15 protein-coding genes are annotated in these 21,000 nt (G+C 71.1%); 9 read left to right on the top strand and 6 right to left on the bottom strand.

Translation table 11 applies throughout. The annotated features are described in order from the left end of the window. The first annotated feature begins 34 nt into the window (after positions 1 to 34). Positions 35 to 772, top strand: coding sequence for a TetR/AcrR family transcriptional regulator (locus AB0C38_RS02345; protein WP_360665201.1), 738 nt, complete (start codon positions 35 to 37; stop codon positions 770 to 772). Here the strand turns inward: AB0C38_RS02345 and AB0C38_RS02340 are convergent. From AB0C38_RS02340 to AB0C38_RS02330, 3 genes are all read right to left on the bottom strand, one after another. Continuing rightward, positions 769 to 1,506, bottom strand: coding sequence for a 3-oxoacyl-ACP reductase family protein (locus AB0C38_RS02340; RefSeq protein ID WP_360665198.1), 738 nt, complete (start codon positions 1,504 to 1,506; stop codon positions 769 to 771). The genes AB0C38_RS02345 and AB0C38_RS02340 overlap by 4 nt on opposite strands. An 89-nt stretch (positions 1,507 to 1,595) precedes the next feature. Continuing rightward, positions 1,596 to 4,436, bottom strand: coding sequence for a leucine--tRNA ligase (gene leuS, locus AB0C38_RS02335; RefSeq protein ID WP_360665195.1), 2,841 nt, complete (start codon positions 4,434 to 4,436; stop codon positions 1,596 to 1,598). 156 nt (positions 4,437 to 4,592) lie between these two features. Next, positions 4,593 to 5,753, bottom strand: coding sequence for an esterase-like activity of phytase family protein (locus tag AB0C38_RS02330; protein ID WP_360665192.1), 1,161 nt, complete (start codon positions 5,751 to 5,753; stop codon positions 4,593 to 4,595). Between the two features lie 66 nt (positions 5,754 to 5,819). On the opposite strand from AB0C38_RS02330, the gene AB0C38_RS02325 reads away from it, so the two are divergent. Further along, on the top strand, positions 5,820 to 6,239 hold the full coding sequence (locus tag AB0C38_RS02325; RefSeq protein WP_360665189.1) for an SdpI family protein: 420 nt from the start codon (positions 5,820 to 5,822) through the stop codon (positions 6,237 to 6,239). A 12-nt stretch (positions 6,240 to 6,251) separates the two neighbouring features. Here AB0C38_RS02325 and AB0C38_RS02320 read toward each other — a convergent pair whose 3' ends face one another. Continuing rightward, complete coding sequence (locus AB0C38_RS02320) at positions 6,252 to 6,833, bottom strand: YqgE/AlgH family protein (RefSeq protein ID WP_360665186.1); 582 nt, start codon at positions 6,831 to 6,833, stop codon at positions 6,252 to 6,254. 202 nt (positions 6,834 to 7,035) lie between these two features. Here AB0C38_RS02320 and AB0C38_RS02315 point away from each other — a divergent pair, with 202 nt between their 5' ends. From AB0C38_RS02315 to AB0C38_RS02305, 3 genes are all read left to right on the top strand, one after another. Further along, on the top strand, positions 7,036 to 8,328 hold the full coding sequence (locus AB0C38_RS02315) for an MFS transporter (RefSeq protein WP_360665183.1): 1,293 nt from the start codon (positions 7,036 to 7,038) through the stop codon (positions 8,326 to 8,328). A gap of 142 nt (positions 8,329 to 8,470) precedes the next feature. Next, positions 8,471 to 9,019, top strand: a complete 549-nt coding sequence (locus tag AB0C38_RS02310) for a YbaB/EbfC family nucleoid-associated protein (RefSeq protein ID WP_360665179.1) — start codon at positions 8,471 to 8,473, stop codon at positions 9,017 to 9,019. After that, the gene (locus AB0C38_RS02305; protein ID WP_360665176.1) at positions 9,019 to 9,342 is read left to right on the top strand and encodes a WXG100 family type VII secretion target; all 324 of its coding nucleotides are present in this window, start codon (positions 9,019 to 9,021) and stop codon (positions 9,340 to 9,342) included. The genes AB0C38_RS02310 and AB0C38_RS02305 overlap by 1 nt, the downstream gene beginning before the upstream one ends. Before the next feature lie 165 nt (positions 9,343 to 9,507). Here AB0C38_RS02305 and AB0C38_RS02300 read toward each other — a convergent pair whose 3' ends face one another. Continuing rightward, positions 9,508 to 10,305 (bottom strand): hypothetical protein, encoded by a 798-nt coding sequence (locus tag AB0C38_RS02300; RefSeq protein WP_360665173.1) that lies wholly within the window; start codon positions 10,303 to 10,305, stop codon positions 9,508 to 9,510. A gap of 789 nt (positions 10,306 to 11,094) precedes the next feature. Further along, positions 11,095 to 11,559, bottom strand: a complete 465-nt coding sequence (locus AB0C38_RS02295; RefSeq protein WP_360665170.1) for a hypothetical protein — start codon at positions 11,557 to 11,559, stop codon at positions 11,095 to 11,097. A gap of 987 nt (positions 11,560 to 12,546) precedes the next feature. Between AB0C38_RS02295 and AB0C38_RS02290 the strand changes: the two genes are divergently transcribed. Genes AB0C38_RS02290 through AB0C38_RS02275 form a run of 4 tightly spaced genes read left to right on the top strand, consistent with a single transcriptional unit; the run spans position 12,547 to position 20,986 of the window. After that, positions 12,547 to 16,896 carry a toxin glutamine deamidase domain-containing protein gene (locus tag AB0C38_RS02290; protein ID WP_360665167.1) on the top strand — a complete coding sequence of 1,450 codons (4,350 nt, stop codon included), beginning with the start codon at positions 12,547 to 12,549 and terminating at the stop codon, positions 16,894 to 16,896. Further along, positions 16,896 to 17,330: a hypothetical protein gene (locus AB0C38_RS02285; protein ID WP_360665164.1), complete on the top strand. Its 435-nt coding sequence runs from the start codon at positions 16,896 to 16,898 to the stop codon at positions 17,328 to 17,330. The genes AB0C38_RS02290 and AB0C38_RS02285 overlap by 1 nt, the downstream gene beginning before the upstream one ends. Then, positions 17,327 to 18,742: a glycohydrolase toxin TNT-related protein gene (locus AB0C38_RS02280; protein WP_360665161.1), complete on the top strand. Its 1,416-nt coding sequence runs from the start codon at positions 17,327 to 17,329 to the stop codon at positions 18,740 to 18,742. The genes AB0C38_RS02285 and AB0C38_RS02280 overlap by 4 nt, the downstream gene beginning before the upstream one ends. Further along, a complete protein-coding gene (locus AB0C38_RS02275) occupies positions 18,743 to 20,986 on the top strand; it encodes an ADP-ribosylglycohydrolase family protein (RefSeq protein ID WP_360665158.1) in 2,244 nt (747 codons plus the stop codon). Positions 20,987 to 21,000: the final 14 nt, after the last annotated feature.

The raw sequence follows: 21,000 nt of genomic DNA, 5'->3' as shown, positions 1-21,000 counted from the left end.
AAGACTTGTCGTAGTAAGCACCTAGACTGTTCGGATGAGCCACCCCACCCGGAGGGGTCGCGCGCGTGCGGCTACCGAACAGGACATCCGGCGGACCGCCCGGAGGCTGCTCGTCGAGCAGGGGCCGGAGGCGGTCACTCTGCGCGCCATCGCGCGGGAGCTGGGGATCACCGCTCCCGCGCTCTACCGGTACTACGAGTCGCGGGATGATCTTGTCGAGAACCTGCGGCTGGACGTCTGTGCCGATCTGGCCGACGAGCTCGCGGAGGACATCGCCGAGCTGCCCGATGACGGCATGCTGCAACTGTTCGCCATCTGCAAGGGCTTCCGGCGGTGGGCGCTCGTCCACACGAAGGAGTTCACGCTGGTCTTCGCGTCGCCGACCGGTGGGGTCGGGTCCGCCGCCGGGTCCGCGCTGAGCCGGGTCGACGAGCCCTTCGGACGCATCTTCCTGGCCGCCGCCGGGCGGGTGCTCGCGCGGACCGACATCGTGCTGCCGTCCGCCAGCGGCGTGCCCGACGAGCTGCGCGACGACCTGCAGACGTTCCAGGAATCGCTGGTCACCGTGCTCGCCGAGTCCGACCAGGACGTGCCGGTGGAGAAGATCGACCTCGGCGTGACGTACCTGATGATCCAGTTCTGGGCCCGGCTCTACGGGCACGTCACGCTCGAGGTCTTCGGCAACTACCCGATCCCCATGTCCAAGCCGGACGTCCTGTTCGAGTCCATGCTCATCGACCTGGCGCGGGAGATCGGGCTCTACTCCGGCTAGGCCGCGTGGCCGCCGTCCACCGAAAGCACCGCTGCCGTCACGTAAGCGCTGCTCGGTGCGGCCAGGTAGGACACCGCCGAGGCGACTTCCGACGGCGTTCCGTAGCGGTCGAACGCGGTCAAAGCCCGCTGATCGGCCGCGTACGGGCCGTCGGCCGGGTTCATGTCCGTGTCCGTCGGGCCCGGGTGGACCAGGTTGACCGTGATGCCGCGCGGGCCGAGCTCCCGCGCCAGCGCCTTGGTCAGGCCGACCATCGCCGCCTTGCTCGTCGCGTACAGCGTCATCCCCGGGCCGGGCACGCGGTCCGTGACGCAGCTGCCGATCGTGATCACGCGGCCGCCGTCGCCCAGGTGCGCGGCCGCGGCCTGCGTCACCGCGAACACGCCGCGGACGTTCACCGCCAGCACGCGGTCGACGTCTTCCAGGGACGTCTCCGCCAGCGGGCCGACGAAGCCGACGCCCGCGTTGTTGACCAGCACGTCCAGCCGGCCGAACTCGGCGACGGTCGCCGAGACGGCCGCCGACACCGCGTCCGCGTCGGCCGAATCCGCCTGGATCGCCAGCGCGCGACGGCCGAGGTCCTTGATCTTGTCGACCACCTCGGCCGCCCGCGCGCCGTTGTGCTGGTACGTCAGCGCGACGTCCGCGCCGTCCTCGGCGAGCCGCAGTGCCGTGGCCGCGCCGATGCCGCGGCTGCCGCCCGTCACCAGCGCCACCTTGCCGTCTAGGGTCATCCCGGTTCTCCTTCGATCGAACGGATTTCCTTGACCGTTCAATCAAATCGGGAACGCCCGCGCAGCACCGGCGGCTTTCCGCCGTGGCACTACAAGACGATGTTGACCAGCCGCCCCGGCACCACGATCACCTTGCGCGGCGCACCGTCGCCGACCATCGCCGCGACCTTCTCGTCCGCCAGCGCCGCCGCCTGGACCGCGTCGGCTGACGCGTTCGCCGGCACGGTGACGCGCGAGCGGACCTTGCCGTTGACCTGGATCGGGTATTCGACCGAGGCCTCCACCAGGTACTTCTCGTCCACCACCGGGAACGGGCCCTGCACCAGCGAGTCCGCGTGGCCCAGCCGGTGCCACAGCTCCTCGGCCAGGTGCGGGGCCAGCGGCGCCAGCATCAGCACCAGCGGCTCGGCCAGCTCGCGCGGCGTCGACGCGGCCGCGCCGTACACCTTGGTGACGTGGTTGTTCAGCTCGATCAGCTTCGCGCCGGCCGTGTTGAACCGCATCTCCGCGTAGTCCTCGCGGACGCCCGCGATGGTCCGGTGCAGCGCCTTGCGATCCGCCTCCGAAGCGTCCTCAGTGGACACTCGCAGCTCGCCGGTCGTCTCGTCGACGACCAGGCGCCACAGCCGCTGCAGGAACCGGTGCGCGCCCACGACGTCCTTGGTCGCCCACGGGCGCGACATGGCCAGCGGGCCCATCGCCATCTCGTAGAACCGGAACGTGTCGGCGCCGTAGTTGTCGGCCATCTCGTCCGGCGTGACGACGTTCTTCAGGCTCTTGCCCATCTTGCCGTACTCCTGGCTGACCTCTTCGTCGTTGAAGAAGTACTTGCCGTCGCGCTCCTCGACCTGCTCGGCCGGGACGTAGACGCCGCGGGCGTCCGTGTACGCGTACGCCTCGATGTAGCCCTGGTTGAACAGCTTCCGGTACGGCTCCTTGGACGTCACGTGGCCCAGGTCGAACAGCACCTTGTGCCAGAACCGCGAGTACAGCAGGTGCAGCACCGCGTGCTCGACGCCGCCGACGTACAGGTCTACGCCGCCGGTGTCGTCCGCGCCGTGCTCGGCGGCGCGCGGGCCCATCCAGTACGCCTCGTTTTCCGGCGCGCAGAACGACTCCGCGTTCGTCGGGTCCACGTACCGCAGCTGGTACCAGCACGAACCCGCCCAGTTCGGCATCGTGTTGATGTCGCGGCGGTAGGTCTTCGGGCCGTTGCCCAGGTCCAGCTCGACCTCGACCCAGTCGGTCGCGCGGGCCAGCGGGGACGACGGCATCGAGTCGCGGTCCTCGGGGTCGAACGTCACCGGCGAGTAGTCGGCGACCTCGGGCAGCTCGATCGGCAGCATCGACTCCGGGACGGCGTGCACTTCACCGTCTTCGTCGTAGACCACCGGGAACGGCTCGCCCCAGTAGCGCTGCCGCGAGAACAGCCAGTCGCGCAGCTTGAACTGCACGGTGCCGACGCCGGTGCCGTCCTCGGCCAGGCGCTCGATGATCGTCTTCTTCGCCTCGGCGACGTCCATGCCGTCCAGGAAGCCCGAGTTGATCGCCGGGCCGTCGCCGGTGAACGCCTTGGCGTCGAAACCGTCGGACGGCTGCACGGTCCGGATGATCTCCAGCCCGAACTTCTCGGCGAACTCCCAGTCGCGGACGTCCTGGCCCGGGACGGCCATGATCGCGCCGGTGCCGTAGCCCATCAGCACGTAGTCGGCGACGAAGACCGGGATCTGCTTGTCGTTGACCGGGTTCGTCGCGTACGCGCCGGTGAAGACGCCGGTCTTCTCCTTGTTCTCCTGCCGGTCCAGCTCGGACTTGCGGGACGCCGCGACGCGGTACTCCTTGATGGCGTCGGCCGGGGTGGCGGCGTCGCCGGTCCACCGCTTGTCGACGCCTTCGGGCCAGGTGGCCGCGGTCAGCTTGTCCACCAGCGGGTGTTCGGGCGCCAGCACCATGTAGGTGGCACCGAACAGGGTGTCGGGACGGGTCGTGAAGACCTCGATCGCGTCTTCGCCGGCCTTGAACGTGACGCGGGCGCCGTGCGAGCGGCCGATCCAGTTCCGCTGCATGGACTTGACCTTCTCCGGCCAGTCCAGCAGGTCCAGGTCGTCGACCAGGCGATCGGCGTACGCGGTGATCCGCATCATCCACTGCCGCAGGTTGCGGCGGAAGACGGGGAAGTTGCCGCGCTCGCTGCGGCCGTCGGCGGTGACCTCTTCGTTCGACAGGACCGTGCCCAGGCCCGGGCACCAGTTGACCGGCGCTTCGGAGATGTAGACCAAGCGGTGGTCGTCGATGACCGTCTTGCGCTCGCCGGCGCTCAGCGACGCCCAGTCCTTCTCACCCGGAACCGGGCGCGAGCCGTCGGCGAACGCGGCTTCCAGCTCGGCGATCGGCCGCGCCTTGCCCGCGTCGGTGTCGTACCAGGAGTTGAAGATCCGCAGGAAGATCCACTGGGTCCAGCGGTAGTACTCGGGGTCGATCGTGGAGATGCGACGGCGTTCGTCGTGGCCCAGGCCCAGGCGCCGGATCTGGCGCAGGTAGGTCCGGATGTTCTCCTCGGTCGTCTTGCGCGGGTGCTGCCCGGTCTGGACCGCGTACTGCTCGGCCGGCAGGCCGAACGCGTCGAAGCCCATCGTGTGCAGCACGTTGCGCCCGATCATCCGGTGGTAGCGCGCGAAGACGTCAGTGCTGATGAAGCCCAGCGGGTGCCCGACGTGCAGGCCGGAGCCCGACGGGTACGGGAACATGTCCTGGACGAACAGCTTGTCGCTGGGGACCGGCTGCCCCTCGACCGCGAGCGGCCCGACCGGGTTCGGCGCGTGGAAGGTCCCCTGGTCGGCCCAGTGGTCCTGCCAGCGCTGCTCGATCTGACCCGCCAGCGCGGCCGTGTAGCGGTGCGCCGGGACGTCGGTCCCTGTTGTCTCGGTCATCGCCGTCTTCCTCCGAGTTCGAGCTACTCCAGAAACAACTCGACCCCTCAGCCACCAGGGCATGAGGGGTCGCCGCGCCGGCCGGGCCGGGCCCGGTCAGCGCGGCAGGCTAAGGAGCAGCCGAGCCGTGTTCATACCTTCATCGTAACTTGCTGGTCAAAGCCGTTCGGAGGGGACCGCCAGTGCGAAGAACTGGGTGACCTGGGTGGGCGAGAAGTTGTTGTCGCTGACGAGCACCAGGCTGCGCTCGCCATTCGGCAGCTTCGGGCCCCACGTCATGCCTTCGATGTTGTCCACAGTGGACAAGCCGAGGTCGGCGGCGTCGAAGAGGAACCGCTTCTTCACCGGCTTGACGTGCTTCGCGTCGGCGAGGGACTTCACGTTCAGGACGTTCGTCGCGCCCTTCGTGTCGATCTCGTAGACGCGCACCTTGTTGCCGACGCCCGTGCTGAACGAGCGTTCCATCATCAGGAACTTCGTCGGGTCGGCCTGGTCGACGGCCAGCATCGAGGAGACGCCGGTCGTGGCGAACGCCGTCGACGGCACCGGCGCGGCGAACAGCGGCTCCTGCGGGTAGGCGAACTGCGCCAGGACCGGCCCGAACCGCGACTGGAGCGTGATCCGCGAGAGCGCGCCGGTGGTCGTCGTCGGCTCCGGGCCGTCCTGCAGCAGCGGACCCTCGACCTCGCTGGCCAGCAGCGAGCCGAACCCGGTGAAGGTGATGCCTTCGAGGACCAGGTTCTGCCGCGGCCCGGCCGTCGGCGTCATCTTCTCGTTCGCGGGGATCGGCAGGTCGCGGACGTATTTTCCGTCGCGGCGCGCCTCGCGGATCGACGGGTCGATCAACGTCGTGCCGGTGCGCTCACCCTCCTGCGACCAGTAGTAGCCGCCGCTCCACGGGTCGATCCGCAGCTCTTCGGGGTCGACCGTCTGCTCGTTCTGCGGCTTCGACGGGTCGTTCTGCGTGAGCGGCGGGTACGGCGTCCCGTCGGGGCGGAGCAGTGGATCGGTGCCGGTGATGGTGACGTCGCCGACGCCCTTCGCGGTGACCGGGAACGTCGCCGTGTAGAAGCGGGCCGGGTTGATCGCGGACCGGTCGTCGCAGATCAGGGCGTAGCCGCCGGTCCGGGAGTCGTAGTCGATGCTGGACAAGCCGCCGACGAGCGTGCCCTGGAACTGCAGGGAGTTCGGGACGATCTTCTCGCCGAGCAGCCGGATGGGCCGCTCGTGACTCTCGGTGGCGTTGGCGGGCGCTGCGGCGGCCAAACCCCCGATCAGGGCAAGGGCCAACACGGTGGGCAGTACACGGGGTGACATGGCCTGTAGCACAGTCGGTCAGGGTATCCGGCAGGTTGCCGGGACGTCACGCTTATCCTTGACCTCGTGTTCGCTATCGCGCTGGTTCCGGTCGTGCTGGGTCTGCTCGTCGGCTTTGGTGGGTTCCTCGGGTTCCGCGAGCGCTTGGCGCGCGAAAGCGGTACCGGCGTACGCACGCAGGCCGCGTTGCGCAGCGAAGAGGCGTTCAAGCTGGCCAACCGCGTCGCGGGGCTGCCGACCATGGCCGGCGGCGCGATCTCCGTGCTCACCGGGCTGGCCGGGCTCGCGATGCCGACGACCGGCGGCCTGATCTCCGCCGCACTCGCCGGCGTGCTCGCCATGCTCCTGCTGGTCATGGGGGGTGGCGTGCTCGGCAACCGGGCCGCGCTGACCGTCCCCGCGCCGGCTCCGGCGGCCCCGGCCGGCTGCAGCGGCTGCGCGTGCGGCGCCGGCGGCTGCGGGGTCTTCAAGAAGGAAGACGCCTAGCTTTTAAATGAGCTAGTTTCTTTGCAGGTCACCCGGGTGGGTGGCCAGCAGCGCCAGCGGGACACCCTGGCGGCGCAGCACCTGGCTCCACAGGTCACCACTGGGCGAGGCCAGGATGTCGCTCGGCAGCGCGGGCACGATGACCCAGTCGTCGCGCTCGATCTCGTTCGCCAGCTGCCCCGAGTCCCAGCCCGCGTACCCGGCGAAGACGCGCACGCCGCGGACCTTCGGCACCAGCACTTCGGGATCGGTGTCCAGGTCGACCAGCGCCACCGGTCCGCGGACGGCGATCACGCCCGGCACGCTCGCCGCCGTCTCGCCGGTGCGCAGCGCGGCCAGGCACAGCGCCGTCTTCTTCTCGACCGGCCCGCCGACGAACACCGCCTGCGGCTCGGCCACGTGCCCGCCCCAGTTGGGCAGCACATCGTGCACCGCGACGTCGCTCGGCCGGTTCAGGACCACGCCGAGCGTGCCTTCGTCGCGGTGATCGATGACGAACACGACGGTCCGCCGGAAGTTGGGGTCGACCATCCTGGGGGCGGCGACCAGGAGCGTTCCCGGTTCAACCTCGGCGTCCGCTGGCACGCGACCCATGATCCCACTCCCGGCGCGGCGAATTACTTCGGCTCGGGAACAATCGCCTCATCCGCCTCGTTTGAAACATTGGTCGGCGCACTCCGTGTCCCCCGGGCTCACTGAAGAACCGCCTTTGTGGAATACCGTCCGGCAGGAGCCACACTGCGCATAGCCGCCGAGAGGCGACCTCAGTGCGTCGGCCACCCACTACGCTGGCTCCGTGACGATCAGCTCCGGCGTGGCAAGCACGCGAAAAGGCCCCCGGGAGCTGCTCAAAGACCCGGACTTCCGCCGTCTCCTCTTCACCCGCTTCGCCGCCAGCTGGGGTGACGGCGTCTTCCGCGCCGGCCTCGCCGGAGCCGTGCTGTTCAACCCCGAGCGCGCCGCCGATCCGCTGGCCATCGCCGGCGGGTTCGCCGCGCTGCTGCTGCCGTACTCCGTCGTCGGACCGTTCGCCGGGGCCCTGCTGGACCGCTGGGATCGCCGAAAAGTCCTGATCTTCGCGAACCTCCTGCGCGGCCTGGCGATCGTCGCGTCGGCCGCCGCCGTCGGCTTCGGGTTCGGCGGATTGGGCCTCTTTTCGCTGGCCCTGGCCGCGGAAGGGATCTCGCGCTTCATCGGCTCCGGGCTTTCGGCGTCGCTGCCGCACGTCGTGGAAGAAGAGAGCGTCGTGACGGCGAACGCCTTCGCCACGACGCTCGGCTCGTTCATGGCGGTCATCGGCGGCGGCTGCGCGATCGGCCTGCGGGCGCTGTTCGGCAGCAACGACCTCGGATCGGCCGAGACCACGGTGTTCGCGGTGCTCGGCACCCTCGTTTCGGCGTTCATCGCCCGCGGTTTCGCGCGCGGGGTGCTCGGGCCGACGGTCGTCGACGAGCCGCCGAACCCGCTCCTGGCCGTCGCGCGCGGGCTGGCCGACGGCGCTCGCCACGCGTGGCGAGCGCCCAGCGTCACCGCCGGGTTCGTCGCGCTGTTCGCGCATCGGGCGTCGTTCGGGGTGTCGCTGCTGGTCACCGTGCTGATGATGCGGAACTACTTCACCGACCACGGGATCTTCCGCGCCGGCTTGCCCGGGCTCGGGCAGATGGCCGCGCTCGCCGGCGCCGGGATCCTCGTCGCCGGGCTGCTGACCGCGCGGCTGCTCCGCGTCTTCGGCCGGCTCCGCGCGGTCTTGGGCGCGCTGCTGCTCGCCGCGATCGCGCAGTCCGCGCTGGGCCTGCCGATGGTGCTGCCGCTGGCGCTGCTCGCGTCGTTCGTCATCACCGGGGCCGGGCAGGTGCTGAAGCTCAGCGTCGATTCGTCGATCCAGCTCGACGTCGCCGACGAAGCCCGCGGCCGGGTGTTCGCGCTGTACGACACGCTCTTCAACATCACGCAGGTGGCGGCGGTTTCGCTCGGCGCGCTCGTCGTGCCGGACGACGGCCACGCGCCGGGCCTGCTGATCGCCGCGACCGTCTGCTACTTCGTCGGCGGGGCCGGGTACCTGGTCGCCCGGCGCCGCACGATTCGCTGAGGCAAACACCCGAACCGGTCACGGCCACTGCTCCATTGGCATTAGGGTGACGGCAAGTCATTAGTAGGTTCGAGGGACACCGGGGGCACCTGTGACCACCGCGGGCGACGACCGTGCACGGCTCGAAGCACGCAATGCCGCGATGAAAGACCAGATGGACACCCTCCTGGAGAACTTCGAGCGGCAGACCGCGCAGCTGCGTGACGCCCAGACCGCGGCCGCCGAAACCACCGCTCAGGTGAGCTCCCCCGACGGGCTGGTCCGTGCCACCATCGACGCCGGCGGCAGCCTCGCGAAGCTCGAGTTCGCGCCGAACGCGTTCGAACGCACGACCCCCGCCCAGCTCGCGAACACCGTGCAGACGGTGGTGCGTCAGGGATCGCTGCAGGTCAAGCAGAAGATCGCGGACCTCATGGCGCCGATCACCGAGGGACTGCCCGACCTCGCGGACCTCGTCGAGGGCGCGCCGTCGCTGGCCGGGCTCGTGCCGCCGATCCCCGAGTTCGCCGAGCTCGCCGAGGAAGAAGCTCCGGCGCCGCGGCCCGAGTCGTTCGAAGACGCCGGGTCGATCCTGCGCAACGACGCCGTGCCGCCACCGATGCCCGCTCCGAAGCCCGCGCCCAAGCGCGTCCGCCCGCCTCGTGACGAGGACGAGGAGCCACCGTCGTCCTGGATGACGAGGGGCGACTGATGCCCGAAGGGGGCTCCGGGTTCACCGCGGAACCCGAGGCCGTCCTGTCCGCGTCGAACGGCCTGACCACGGCGGCGGACGGGCTCGACGGCGCACTGAAGGCGTTGCAGGGCGCCCTCGACGCGCAGGGCGCGTGCTGGGGCGACGACGACTCCGGCAAGGAGTTCGCGAAGGACTACGTGCCCGGTTCGCAGGGCGCCGTCGAAGGATTCGCCAACCTCGTGCAGGGGTTGCGCGGTATGCAGCAGAACGTCGCCAAGTCGATGAAGGCGCTGTCGGGTGCCGACGAAGACGTGAGTTCGCAGCTCGGCAAGGGGCAATGACCCGTGGGTATGGAGATGCCCGACGCGGTCAAGTGGCTGCTGCCGATCGTCGTCGGGGAGAGCTGGCCGGAGGGCGACGAGACCAAGCTGCGCGCCCTGCGCGACGCGTGGCACACGGCGTCTTCGGCGATCGCCCCGGCAGCCGAGGCCGGTAACCAGGCGGCGTCAGGCATCCGCGACAACTGGACCGGCGACGGCGCCGACGCGTTCGTGGAGCAGTGGAAGAAGTTCGTCGAGGGCGACGAGGCGTACTTCAAGCAGCTGACCGACGCGACGAAGGCCCTCGGGGATTCGTGCGACCAGACGGCACTGGACGTCGAGTACACGAAGTACATGATCATCATCTCGCTGATCGTGCTGGCCGCCCAGATCGCGGCGATGATCGCGGCGGCGGCGGTGACGTTCGGCGGCTCGACGGCGGGCATCGCGCCGGCGCAGGTGGCCACCCGGATGACCGTGCAGATGCTGTTCCGGCAGCTGCTCGAGAAGCTGGCGCAGCAGGGGTTCAAGCAGGTCGCGAAGGAGCTGCTGGAGAAGCTGCTCAAGCAGGGTCTCAAGAAGATCGGCATGGAGATCCTCAAGAACGAGGCCATCAACCTCGGGATGGACGCCGGCATCCAGGGCCTGCAGATGGCCAAGGGCGATCGCCAGAGCTGGGACTGGTCGAAGACTTCGGACGCGGCGATCTCCGGCGCGGTCGGCGGCGTCGTCGGCGCGGCATCCGGCTCGATCGGGCGCGGGGCGACCGAGGGGCTTTCGCACAGCGCCGGCGGGCAGGTCGCGGACGCGGCAATGCGGGCTGGGGCTCGTGGGGCTGTCGAGGGGGTTGCGCAGACCGTTGGGCAGGCTGCGGTTACCGGCGATCTGGGGTCGTTGACGCCGGAGCAGCTGCTGACCGGGGCTTCCAGCGGGGCTGTGGGGGGTGCCGTCGGGGGCGCCAAGGAGCAGATGCACTCGGTTCACGAGGCGAACATTCCCCGGGATCCGGGTGGGTCCGGTGAGCCTGGTGAGCCTGGTGAGCCCGGTGAGTCACGGTCTGGGGCTGGTTCGGATGAGGAGCGGAGTTCGTCTTCGGAGCCTGAGTCGCGGAGCGAGCCTGAGTCGCGGGGTGAGGAGCCTTCACGGGAGCCGTCGTCCGAGTCGCGAGGCGAGGCGTCTTCCGAGCCGGAGTCGCGAGGTCAGGAACCGTCGCGGGAGCCGTCGTCCGAGCTCGAGTCGCGAGGTCAGGAACCATCGTCTGAGCCGGAGTCGCGGCGGGAGGCGTCTTCCGGGCCGGAGTCACGGGGTGAAGCACCTTCGTCCGGACCCGAGGCGCGGGGCGAGGCACCTTCGCGGGAACCGTCGCCCGAGCCGGAGGCGCGCCGCGAGCCCGAGCAGCGCGCGGACAGTGCACCTGGTCAGGAGCCGGAACGCCAGCCGGTCGAGCCTCGGCAGTCCGACGGCCCGCGCCCGAGTGCCGACCACGTCCAGCAGGCAGAACGTCCGCCGGAGGTCAGGGCAGCGGCCGACAGCCCGGCGCCCCAGCAGCAGGCCGAAGCGAGGACCGCGGACGGTCCGCCACCTCAGCAACAAGCCCCGGCCCCGTCGCCGAGCCAACCAGCGTCATCCGGCGGCTCGGCACCGACCGCGTCGCACGGCGCGACGCCGAGTTCGGCGAGCGCACCGTCGAACGGCGGCTACGGCATGGCCCCACCGGCGGAACCAGGCCGCCAGACCGCCGGACGCCCCCAGGACAACGTGGGTGCGGCCGGCTTATCGGGCGGCACGAACCAGCCTTTCGCGGCCGATGGGGGGACGGCGCCGTTCCAGAGCGGAGGGTCGCCGCAGCAGGCCCCGCCCCAGGGCGGCTTCACGCCACCCCCACCAGCTGGAATGCCGAACGGCGGTGGCGGTCCAGGACGCTCCGGCGGCCCGGCACCGCAAGCCCCAATGCCCGCACGCGGCGGTCAGGCGCCGCACGAGCAGCCCCGACGGATGCCGCCGCAGGACCCGCGCCGGATGCCACCGGGTGGTCAGCCGCCGAGTGGGCGGCCAGCGCAAGGCGGCCAGCCACCGCAGGGCGGGCGACCGCAGCACGGCGCCCAGTCGCTGCAGGGTGGCCAGCCACCGCACGGTGCGCAGCCGCCGCAAGGCGGCCAATCGCACCAGGCTGAGCAGCCGACCCGCGGTGGACAGCCACAAGGTGGACTGGCGCCACAGGGTGGGCAGTACCCCCATGGCGGGCAGCCGCAAGGCGGCCAACCAACGCACGGTGGACAGCCGCAGGCCGGGCCGTTGCCGCACGGTGGGCAGCCGCAAGGCGGACCAACTCCGCAGAGCGGGCAGTCCCCATATAGCGGGCATCCGCAAAGCGGGCAGCCGACGCACAGTGGGCAGCCACAGGCCGGGCAAATGCCGAACAGCGGCCAGCCGCAGAGCGGGCAGCCATTGCATCGTGGGCAGCCACCGAGCGGGCAGTTGCCGCACGGTGCGCAGCCACAGGGTGGTCAGACTCCGCACAGTGGGCAGGCGCAGGGCGGGCCGCCAACGCATGGTGCGCAGCCGCAAGGCGGGCCGCCAACGCAGGGTGCGCAGCCGCAAGGCGGGCCGCCAACGCAGGGCGGGCAGGCGCCGGGCGGCCAGCCGCCGCACGGTGGGCGGCCCCACGATGGGCAGGCGCCGCACAGCGGGCAGTCGCCGCATGGTGGGCAGCCGCAAGGCGGACCGACTGCGCAGAATGGGCAGCCTCAGAGCGGGCAACCACCGCACGGTGGGCAGCCACCCCACGGTGGGCAACGGCCGCCGGGAGGGCAGGGGCCCTCGGGTGGACCTTCCTCTCACGGTGGTCAGCCGCCGCAGGGTGGATTGCCTTCGAACGATCCGCGGCGGATGCCGCCGCCGCGGCCGGGTGTGGGGCCGCAGGGTGGTCCGCCGCATCCGGGGATGCCTGGTGGGCAACGTCCCGGGGGATATCCGAACCAGCCGCGCGGGCCGCAGGGGCCGGGGCCGCATCCGGGCGGGCGTCCGCCCATGCCGCCACCGCCGGGTGGCCGGCCGCCGATGCCGCCGCACGATCCGCGGCTGGGTCCGTCGCGTCCGGTGGGGCCGCCGCAGGTTCCGCCGCCGCGGTTCGGTCCGCCGCAGGAGCAGCTTCCCCGTGGTCCGCACGGTCAGCCGCGGCCGCCCGAGCCGCCGCGACCTGCTGCGAGCCCGGCGGAGCCGAACGTGCCCGTGGCCGAGCACGCCTCGGTTCACGAGCGGCCGGTCGAACAGCAGCCATCCGCGGCCGGGCAGGCACCCGCCCAGGAACGGCCGACGACACCGGCCGGCGAGCAAGCACGCTCAGCCGAGCAGCAAACGCCCGCAAGCGGGCGGACTGCCGAGCAGGAGGCCCGGCTCGAGCGACCGGCCGAGCAGGAGCGCGCGGGCGGGCAGGAACGGCCTGCTGAGCACGTCCCCGCAGCCGAACAGCCAGGGGAGCAGTCGCCTGCACAGGACCGGCCGGCGGAACACCAACCCGGTGCGGAGCAAGCCGACGGCACGCCGCACACCGAAGACGCGGGCGACCAAGCACCCGAACAGCCCGCCCACTCCGAGGACCAGGACGGGCCGGCCGTCCCCGACGAGCCCTACCTCTCCGATCCCGGGTTCCGCGCCCAAGACTCCGCCGGCGTCACGCGGATCGAGGACACCTTCATGGACTCCGGGCGGCAAAGCTCGGAGACCGGCGAGTGGCGCCACGAACAGGTCCACCGGGAGGCGCTCGCCAAGCGGGACGAGTTCCACCCCGGCATGTCCGACGACGGCGCCTTCGCCGTGCACGCCTATACGCGGCACGAGATGGTCGGGCCGCTCAACCGGGCCCTTCGGCTCGGGGGGCCGGAACTCGTCGACCTCGCTCCGCAGGCCGGGGCGCTCGTCTCCGGGCTCAACGAGATGCCTCCGCACGTCGGCACCGTCTCGCGGCGGGTCGACTTCCACGGGGATCCCTCGCGACTCCAGGCCTTCCTCGGGCGGTTCCACGAGGGTGCGCACATCACCGAGCCCTCCTTCCTCAGCTCGTCGAAGGTCGACGCGGAGCATCCGCGCAGCACCTTCGCCGGTGAGGTCGAGATGCGGATCGAGTCCAGGACCGGCCGCGACGTCGAGTCCATGGCCAGCATCGGGCGCGAGCGCGAGGTGCTCTTCAAGGCCGGGTCGCAGTTCGAGATCACCCACGTCGAGATGGGGCCCGGACACCCCGAGCACCCCGATTTCGAGAACCGCCCCGGCGCCCGGGACCAGCCGCAGTGGATCGTGCACGCCGAAGAGATCGCGCCCGGGGATCCGCGGTATCGCGGCGACTCCCAGGGTGCGATCGACGAACGCCGGGCCGCTGAACGCGCTGACGAAGAGCGCTTCGAACGCGAAGAAGCCGAGAAGGACGCGCAGTTCTACGCCGAGTACCCGCACCTCAAGCCGACCGGTGACCTGTTCAAGCTGCTCAGCGGAGACGAAGATGCGCCGCCGCCTGTCGAGAAGCGCCCGCCCGCTACCCACGCGCCCGAAGGCGGCTGGTCCCGGCTCGCCGAACCCTTGACGCCGGGTGGCCCTCCGGTGCTCCACGCCGGATCCGTCGAGACTCCGCAGCAGCACGCGCGGCTCGTGCGGGACGCCGTTCCCGAACTCGCTGCCGTCAACACCCGCAACCACTACAGCCCTGGCGACCACGGCTTCCGGACCAACGCCGCCGAGTCGATGACCGCTTTCGACCGGCGGATGAACGGCGAGGACGTCGTCGCCGGGCCCGCCCGGGGAGAGAGCCTCGGTGGACAGTGGAGCGACCGGGCCAGCTTCGACGACGTCGCGCGCGACCTCGGGGAACGTCCCGTCGGCGCGCGGAGCGCCGTCGCCTTCGAGCACGCCGGCGGGGAACAGCTGGTCGCCGCCGTGCACACCGAGCACGGGGTCCTGTTCGCCGATCCCGTCACCGGGCGGCTCGCCGAGCTGCCGCACGACGCCACCGGGATCCGCGAACTGCCCCTCGGCCAGCACGAAACCCCGACGATCACCGACCGGCTCAACCCCACGCCCGAACGGCTGCCGCACGACGAGGGCTACCTCTTCGACGACGACCACCGCGGGACGCCGGCCGACCACGAGAGCATCCGCCGCGCGATCGGCGACGAGGGCATCTACCAGGACGTCCACGACCGCGCGCTCGCCCGCCGGGACGCCGCCGGGATGCCCATGACCGACGACGGCGCCGTGGCGGTGCACGGCTACACCCGCGGCGAGTACGCCTACGACGTCAACGAGGCCCTGCGCCGCGGCCCCGGCCACCCCGGCTTCGACCTCGCGCAGGCGAACGCCCGCGCCATCACCGACGGCCTCAACCAGGTCCCGCGCACGTCCGGCGAGACCATCCGCGCCTTCGACGTCGGCGGTGACCCGCGGCTGGCCGAGCTCGTCGCCGGGCCGTACCACCCCGGTGACGTCGTCGTCGAGCCTTCCTTCTCCAGCGCGTCCATCAAGACGGACGAGTTCTCGACGAGCAAGTTCGGCGACGACATCGAGCTGCACGTCCGCTCGGACAACCTCCGCGACATCTCGAAGCTCGCCGAGAACCCGTCGGAGCGCGAGTCGCTGTCGCCGCCCGGCACCCAGCTGCTGGTGCACGAACGGCGGCTGGAGATGACGCCCGAGGGCCGCCGCAAGTGGGTCATCGAGGCCGAGGAGATCGGCCCCGGCCACCCGCGCTACCTCGACCCCGAGGCCGCGCAGCAGAAGATGGCCGAGCGCCGCGCCGAGAACGACCACAACGCGGCCGAGTTCGAACGGCGCAAGCAGGCCGCCCTGATCGAACGCCTCGGCGGCTTCGGCGAGCCCGAGCAGCACCACCAGCCCGAACCCCCCAAGGTCAGCGACGTCCTCGACGGCCCGGCCGAAGCTCCGCACGTCCCCGAAGCGCTGCCGGACTACTCGACCCTGGCGCGCGCGACGAACCCGCCGGCCGAGCCGGCCATCCACGCCGGCGCCGCGACGCCGGCTGAGCGCGCGGCCTACGTCCAGGACCGGCATCCGCACCTGCGCGAGGTCAACCCGGGCTTCCACCAGCCGGGCGCGCTGGAAAACGGGTACATGTCGAACTGCACGCGTGCGCCGGAGGCGTACATGGACCGGCTGCGCGGCGGGGACGCGACGGCCGAGCCGGTCCTCTTCCACGAGATGGGCACCCGCGGCACGCTCGAGCACCTCGAGGGCCGGTTCGGCGAGACGTTCTCCGAACGCGGCAGCTACGACGACGTCATCCGCGAGATGCGGGACCGGCCGCTCGACCACCACGCCGTGGTCGCGGTGAAGTACGAGGGCCCGAACGGCGTCGAGTACGGGCACGTCGCGATGGTCGTGCACACCCGCGACGGCGTCGCGTTCATCGACCCGCAGTCCGGCGACCTCATGCACCTGCCGCAGCCGCCGAAGGGCATCAAGCTGATGCACGTCGGCACGCCGGACGAGGCGCACGTCCACACCGACCACGCCGAGACCCCGGAACACGGCGGTTACGGCAGCGCCCCGCAGTCCCGGCTCGACGAGCTGCTCGCCCAGCCGCGGGTCGCCGAAGCGCTCGCCGGCGCCACCACCGACCTCGTCGTCAAGGACCACGACGGGAACCCGCAGAACCTGGGCCCGGTCGGCGAGTTCGTCCGGACGCGGCTGGCCGAGCACCCGCAGCTGGTGGGCCTGCTCCACGACCCGGCCAACGAGTTCCTGACGCGCTCGCTGCTGCGCAAGCCGGAGACGATCGCGAGCCTGCTGCTGCACGACGACGCCATCCCGATCCTGACGGACGCCGTGCACGAGGTGCACCACCCGGATCCGGACGCGGCTCCGGTGGGCCCGGACGCGGAGCCGACCCCGCTCACCGCGGACCAGGCCGAGACGTCCCACGACGTGATCGACCAGGCGGAGGGGCACCCCCAGCAGCACCGCCGGCAGGCCGAATTCGACCTGAGCAGGGCCGGGGACGAGGCGTACACGCGGGAGTACCTCGCCGAGCGCTACGCGGAAGCGGCGCGAGCCGACCTCAAGCTGAAGGAGATCTTGCCGCCGCTGGCGGAGGAAACCGGTGGTCACGCCGGGTTCCGGCCCGGACCGAAGTCCGAAGGCCGCGCGATGGACAAAATCAACACCAACTACGACGGCGACGCGTCGAGGCTGGTCGACCTCGCGGGCGCGATGATCCAGTTCGAGCGGGTGCAGGACGCCTACGCGGCCTTGGCGCGGATCGCGGAGCACCCGGATCTGGAGATCGTCGACTTCGACGACCGTTTCGCGAACCCGGCGCCGGCGGGCTACCGCGACCTGCAGATGAGCGTCCGCATCGACGGCCACGTCGGGGAACTCCGCCTGCACCTCAAGGCACTGGACGACGTTTCGGCGTACGAGCACTCGCTCTACGAGGTCCGCCGCGACCTGAAGGCGCTCGCGAAGGCCGAGGGCCGGACCTACACCGACGAGGAACGAGCCCTGATCGACGGGCTGATCAAGCGCGAACGGGACCTGTTCTGGGACGCGCTGCAGGGGAGTCTCTAATGGTCCAGACGCCGTCCTACTTCGAGTACTACGACCACGCGTACGTGGTCGAGAGCACGCCCGATGGCGGGCTGACCGGTCGCATCCTTAACTGGAAGACCGGAGCCTTCGAGGAAAAGCCGGAACACGTCACCGACGTGCTCTTCGACCACGGCCCGGACATCCGGAGCCTCGACCGCGACCGGTTCGTCCGCCGGACCGAGGAGGAGCGGAAGAACTACCTCCGCGGCGACGGGCCGATCTTCGCGCTCTACCAGACGATCGACGCGATCTGGGACGCGGCGAAAGAGGAGAACCGCAAGATCACCAAGGAAGAGCGTGCGCTGATCGACTCGCTGTACCGGCGCACCTTCAAGATGTGGGAGGACGAGTTCGCCCGCCGCGACGCCGGCGAAGCCCCGGCCTTCACCTTCACCTCGACATTGGCGCGATGATTCACGTGGAACAACGACTTTCGCCCGAAGAGCAGCGCACTGTCCTGGTGCAGCTGGGAAAGCTCGTCCGCGAGCTCCGGACCGACGCCGCGGGACCCGCCGCCGTCGACTTCCGGCAGGTCGGGGCCCACCTCGAGCTCGATGGCCACAACGCGACGACATCGGACGCCATCGCCGAGCTGTTCACCGAGCTGCGCAAGGGGATGTACGCCGAGGACCGCGGCACCTGGCTGCAGGCGCGGTTCACGCTCACCCCGGACGGCACCTTCGACTTCGACTTCGCGCTCGACGACGATCCGGTGTGGACGGACGCGCCGCCGGCGGCCGCCTACCCGGCGGAGCTCGTCGCGTTCCCGCGCGCGGACGAGCACATCCCCGACTGGTGGCGGCTGCGGGCGCAGCTACCGCTGGGCGTGGTGTTCCGGCACGCCGACGTCGGCGGCCCGGACGTCGAGCGGCCGCCGCTGACCGACACGGAGGTGCCGCTCGTGCTGCAGTACCTCGAGCGGGAAGCCGTGGTCCACGAGGACGGCGACGAGCGCTTCCACACCGACGGCGCCTGGATCTGGTCCGCGTCGGTGCCGCACCTGCTGGCGGAGTACGGCGTCCCGCCGGAGCCGGACCTGGTCGCGCACATCCGCCGCCACCACTTCCAGCCGCCGTACGTCGAGCCGCTGGTGCGGCGGACCGCTGAAGCCGACCTGCTGGGCAAGCCACGGCCGAAGCCGGTCCGCGCCGACGTCAAGAAGACCGGCGGTGACGTCCTCGCGGAGCGGGAGACGACGCCGGATCCGAAGCTCGGCGACGAGGAGCTGCTGACCGTCCTGGTCCAGCGGCTCGGCGAGCACGGCGTCTGGCCGGAGGCCTACCGCGTCGGCGGCCGGGCCGACGGCACTTGGTGCCTCAACTTCACTCCCGAGGGCTGGGAAGTCGCCGCCTACGCCGGTGGGGAGCCCCGCGAGCCGAAGTACTTCGCGCGGCTCGAAGACGCCGCCCAGCAGCTGCTCGGGGCGTTGCTGCTGCACCCCGCCCGGATGACCGCCGGGCACGAAACGCCCTTGGAAACGGCCAAGGAGCTCGACGACTGGCCGGTCCACCCGGCTCCGGGTGAGCCTCCCCTCACCCTGCTCCGCAACAAGCGCATCACCCGGCTGGTGGCGGGTACGGTCGTTCTGCGCTTCGGCGAGGAACCCGGCAACCTCGTCCACCACGGGGAGGTACGGTTCGCCACGACGTCGCTGCCACTCGAACGAGAGCGGGAACGGCGGAGCTACCGGCTCAGACGCCCTCTGCACGTGATCACCGGCATCACGGTTCCGTGGGCGAACCTGCCGGGTGGCGCGGTGGCCTTCGTGCTGCCGAAGACGATCGCCGAGCACGAGTCCGACGGAAGCCTGGAGAGGATCGAGTAGGTGGAAGCGGCGGAAGCGATTGCCAAGGTCGGCCAGTGGCTGCGCGCGGTGCACGGTCCGGACGTCTCCGGTCCCGCCGGGCTCCGGGTGGACACCGAGAAGGTGCTGCGCATCCCCGAAGGCTGGTCGGTGCCCTACAACACCATCGAGTTCCTCGACGAGGGCCGGCCGGAGAAGGAGATCTTCCCGCCGCCGTCGGTCGTCGTCCGCGAGCCGGACGGCGAGCTGCGGCAGGCGCACCCGCACCCGGGCGGGCTGTCGGTGCCGGTGGCGTTCCCCGGCCAGGAGAACTGGCGCGAAGTCGTCGACCCCGAGTACGTGAAGGCCGGGCTCGGCGAGCTGGGCGTGCCGCTGCAGGCCGTCGCGGGCTGGGTGAAGGTCGACGCCGAAGGCACCCAGACCGGCGAAGAGCGGGAGAACCCCGAGTACAAGGCGGGGCCGATCCGCCGCGGCTACCCGAAGCCGGAGAACACCCTCGAGACGCTGCTGTCGTTCGCCAGCGTCGGCTGGCTGACCCGGGAGCTGCTGCTCATCGGGCTGATCCGGTGCGAGGTGTTCATCCCGCTCGACCTGGAGACCGGCAAGACCGACCGGTTCTACTTCGCCGAGGAGCGCAACGAGCTCAAGGTGTTCAGCTCGACCCGGCACCTGCCCTCGCGCGAGCACGGCTGGTGGAAGGTCGACGTCGCGACACTGGCGGAGTTCGAGCACCCGCCGAACCTGGTGATCAACGGCGGTCCGACGACCATCGAGGACGTCTCCAGCGGCGAGCTCGCCGGGATCGTCCAGCGCTTCCCGCGGCACGAGCCGCGCATCGACGTGCACGGCCGCTGCCCGGAGGCCGAGGAGGACCTGATCCGCGTCGCCGCCGACACGGCGTCGCGGATGGGCCTGCCGGATCCGGTCAAGCCGCCGCTCGCCGCCGCCGAGAAGGCGCGGCGACGCGGGTACGAGCTGACCGCCGAGGAGTGCGCGAAGACCGTGCTGGGCGAGTCGTGGCTGAAGCGGCTGCAGATGCCGGAGCCCCCGCGCAGCAAGCCCAACGACCTGCGCGCGAACGGCCTGGCGCCGACGTACGACAACGCCGGCCGCGCGACGCCGCGGCTCGACACGTTCGGCAAGTACTTCGAGCGGGACCTCGACGGCTTCCGCTACGGCTGGCAGCGCGTCACCGGCGCGTACGTCGGCTTCGCCCTCGGCGAAGCACTCGGCGCCGCGGTCGACCGGATGCCGCTCCACGACATCCACGCGAAGTGGGGCATCGACGGCGTCTCCGACCTGGTCCCGGCGTTCGACCAGCCGGGCCGGATCGGCTCGCTGACGCAGCGGCTGCTGTTCTACACCGAGGCCGTGATCCGCAGCCCGCACCGCGAGCAGCCGGAGTCCCGCGAGGCCGAGCAGCTCTTCCCCGGCGTCGTCCGCGGGGCGCTGCAGCGGTGGCTGCGCACGCAGGGCGCGCCTCTGGAAGACGCGAACGGCTGGCTCGTGCAGGTCGCGGACCTGCACGCCCGCCGCGACGCCGACGACGCCGAGCTGAACTCCTACCACCAGCTCGCGAGCGAAGCCGAGGGTGCGCCGCCGATGACCGGCCCCGCCGCGCTGATCCCGGCGCTGCCCGCCGCGCTGACCATGGCCGGTCCCGGGAGCGGGTTCAGCGGCGGTGCGCGCCAGGCAGTGCGCGACCTGGCCGGCGTCACCCACCCGACCGAGCCCGACCTGTCCGCCGCGACCTACCTGACCTGGCTGTTCGAGCACGCGCTGACCAAGGAGGCGTTCAGCTTCCCGATCTGGAACCTCAGCCGCGAGGTGCTCAACCCCGACAGCCGGTTCCAGCAGGGTCCGGAGTGGGCGGAGATCAAGGACATGGTCGCCGAGTCGGTGCCGTTCTTCGGTGAGCACGGGCTGCCCGACCTGCGGATGCCCGAGCTGATCGGCGACGGCAAGACCACGCTCTCGGTCCTCGGACGCGCCTTCGCCGCGTTGTCCGGCTTCGAGAACTACCCGGAGCAGGCGCTGCTGCGGGCCGTCAACCACTCCGGCCGCAGCGCGCTCACCGGCGCGATCGCCGGCGCTCTGCTCGGCGCGCGCACCGGCATCCCCGGGCTGCCGCAGAAGTGGGTCGACCAGCTGGAGCTGCGCTACCTGGTGGAGAACGTCGCTTCGGACGCTTACTGGCACTTCGATCGGCACTCGGCGCTGAGCGCACTCGGCGACGAGTGGATCGAGCGGTACCCGCGGTATTAGCCCGAGGATGGGGA

It is taken from the genome of Amycolatopsis sp. NPDC048633 (genome assembly GCF_040650695.1).
Lineage (GTDB): Bacteria > Actinomycetota > Actinomycetes > Mycobacteriales > Pseudonocardiaceae > Amycolatopsis.
This window is presented reverse-complemented; position numbering and strand designations above follow the sequence as displayed.

Coding starts and splice junctions, on each gene's coding strand:
- AB0C38_RS02345 (WP_360665201.1), top strand. CDS start 35: ATGAGCCACCCCACCCGGAGGGGTCGCGCGCGTGCGGCTACCGAACAG.
- AB0C38_RS02340 (WP_360665198.1), bottom strand. CDS start 1,506: ATGACCCTAGACGGCAAGGTGGCGCTGGTGACGGGCGGCAGCCGCGGC.
- leuS (WP_360665195.1), bottom strand. CDS start 4,436: ATGACCGAGACAACAGGGACCGACGTCCCGGCGCACCGCTACACGGCC.
- AB0C38_RS02320 (WP_360665186.1), bottom strand. CDS start 6,833: ATGGGTCGCGTGCCAGCGGACGCCGAGGTTGAACCGGGAACGCTCCTG.
- AB0C38_RS02310 (WP_360665179.1), top strand. CDS start 8,471: ATGAAAGACCAGATGGACACCCTCCTGGAGAACTTCGAGCGGCAGACC.
- AB0C38_RS02280 (WP_360665161.1), top strand. CDS start 17,327: ATGATTCACGTGGAACAACGACTTTCGCCCGAAGAGCAGCGCACTGTC.
- AB0C38_RS02305 (WP_360665176.1), top strand. CDS start 9,019: ATGCCCGAAGGGGGCTCCGGGTTCACCGCGGAACCCGAGGCCGTCCTG.
- AB0C38_RS02285 (WP_360665164.1), top strand. CDS start 16,896: ATGGTCCAGACGCCGTCCTACTTCGAGTACTACGACCACGCGTACGTG.
- AB0C38_RS02295 (WP_360665170.1), bottom strand. CDS start 11,559: ATGGGGGTACTGCCCACCCTGTGGCGCCAGTCCACCTTGTGGCTGTCC.
- AB0C38_RS02330 (WP_360665192.1), bottom strand. CDS start 5,753: ATGTCACCCCGTGTACTGCCCACCGTGTTGGCCCTTGCCCTGATCGGG.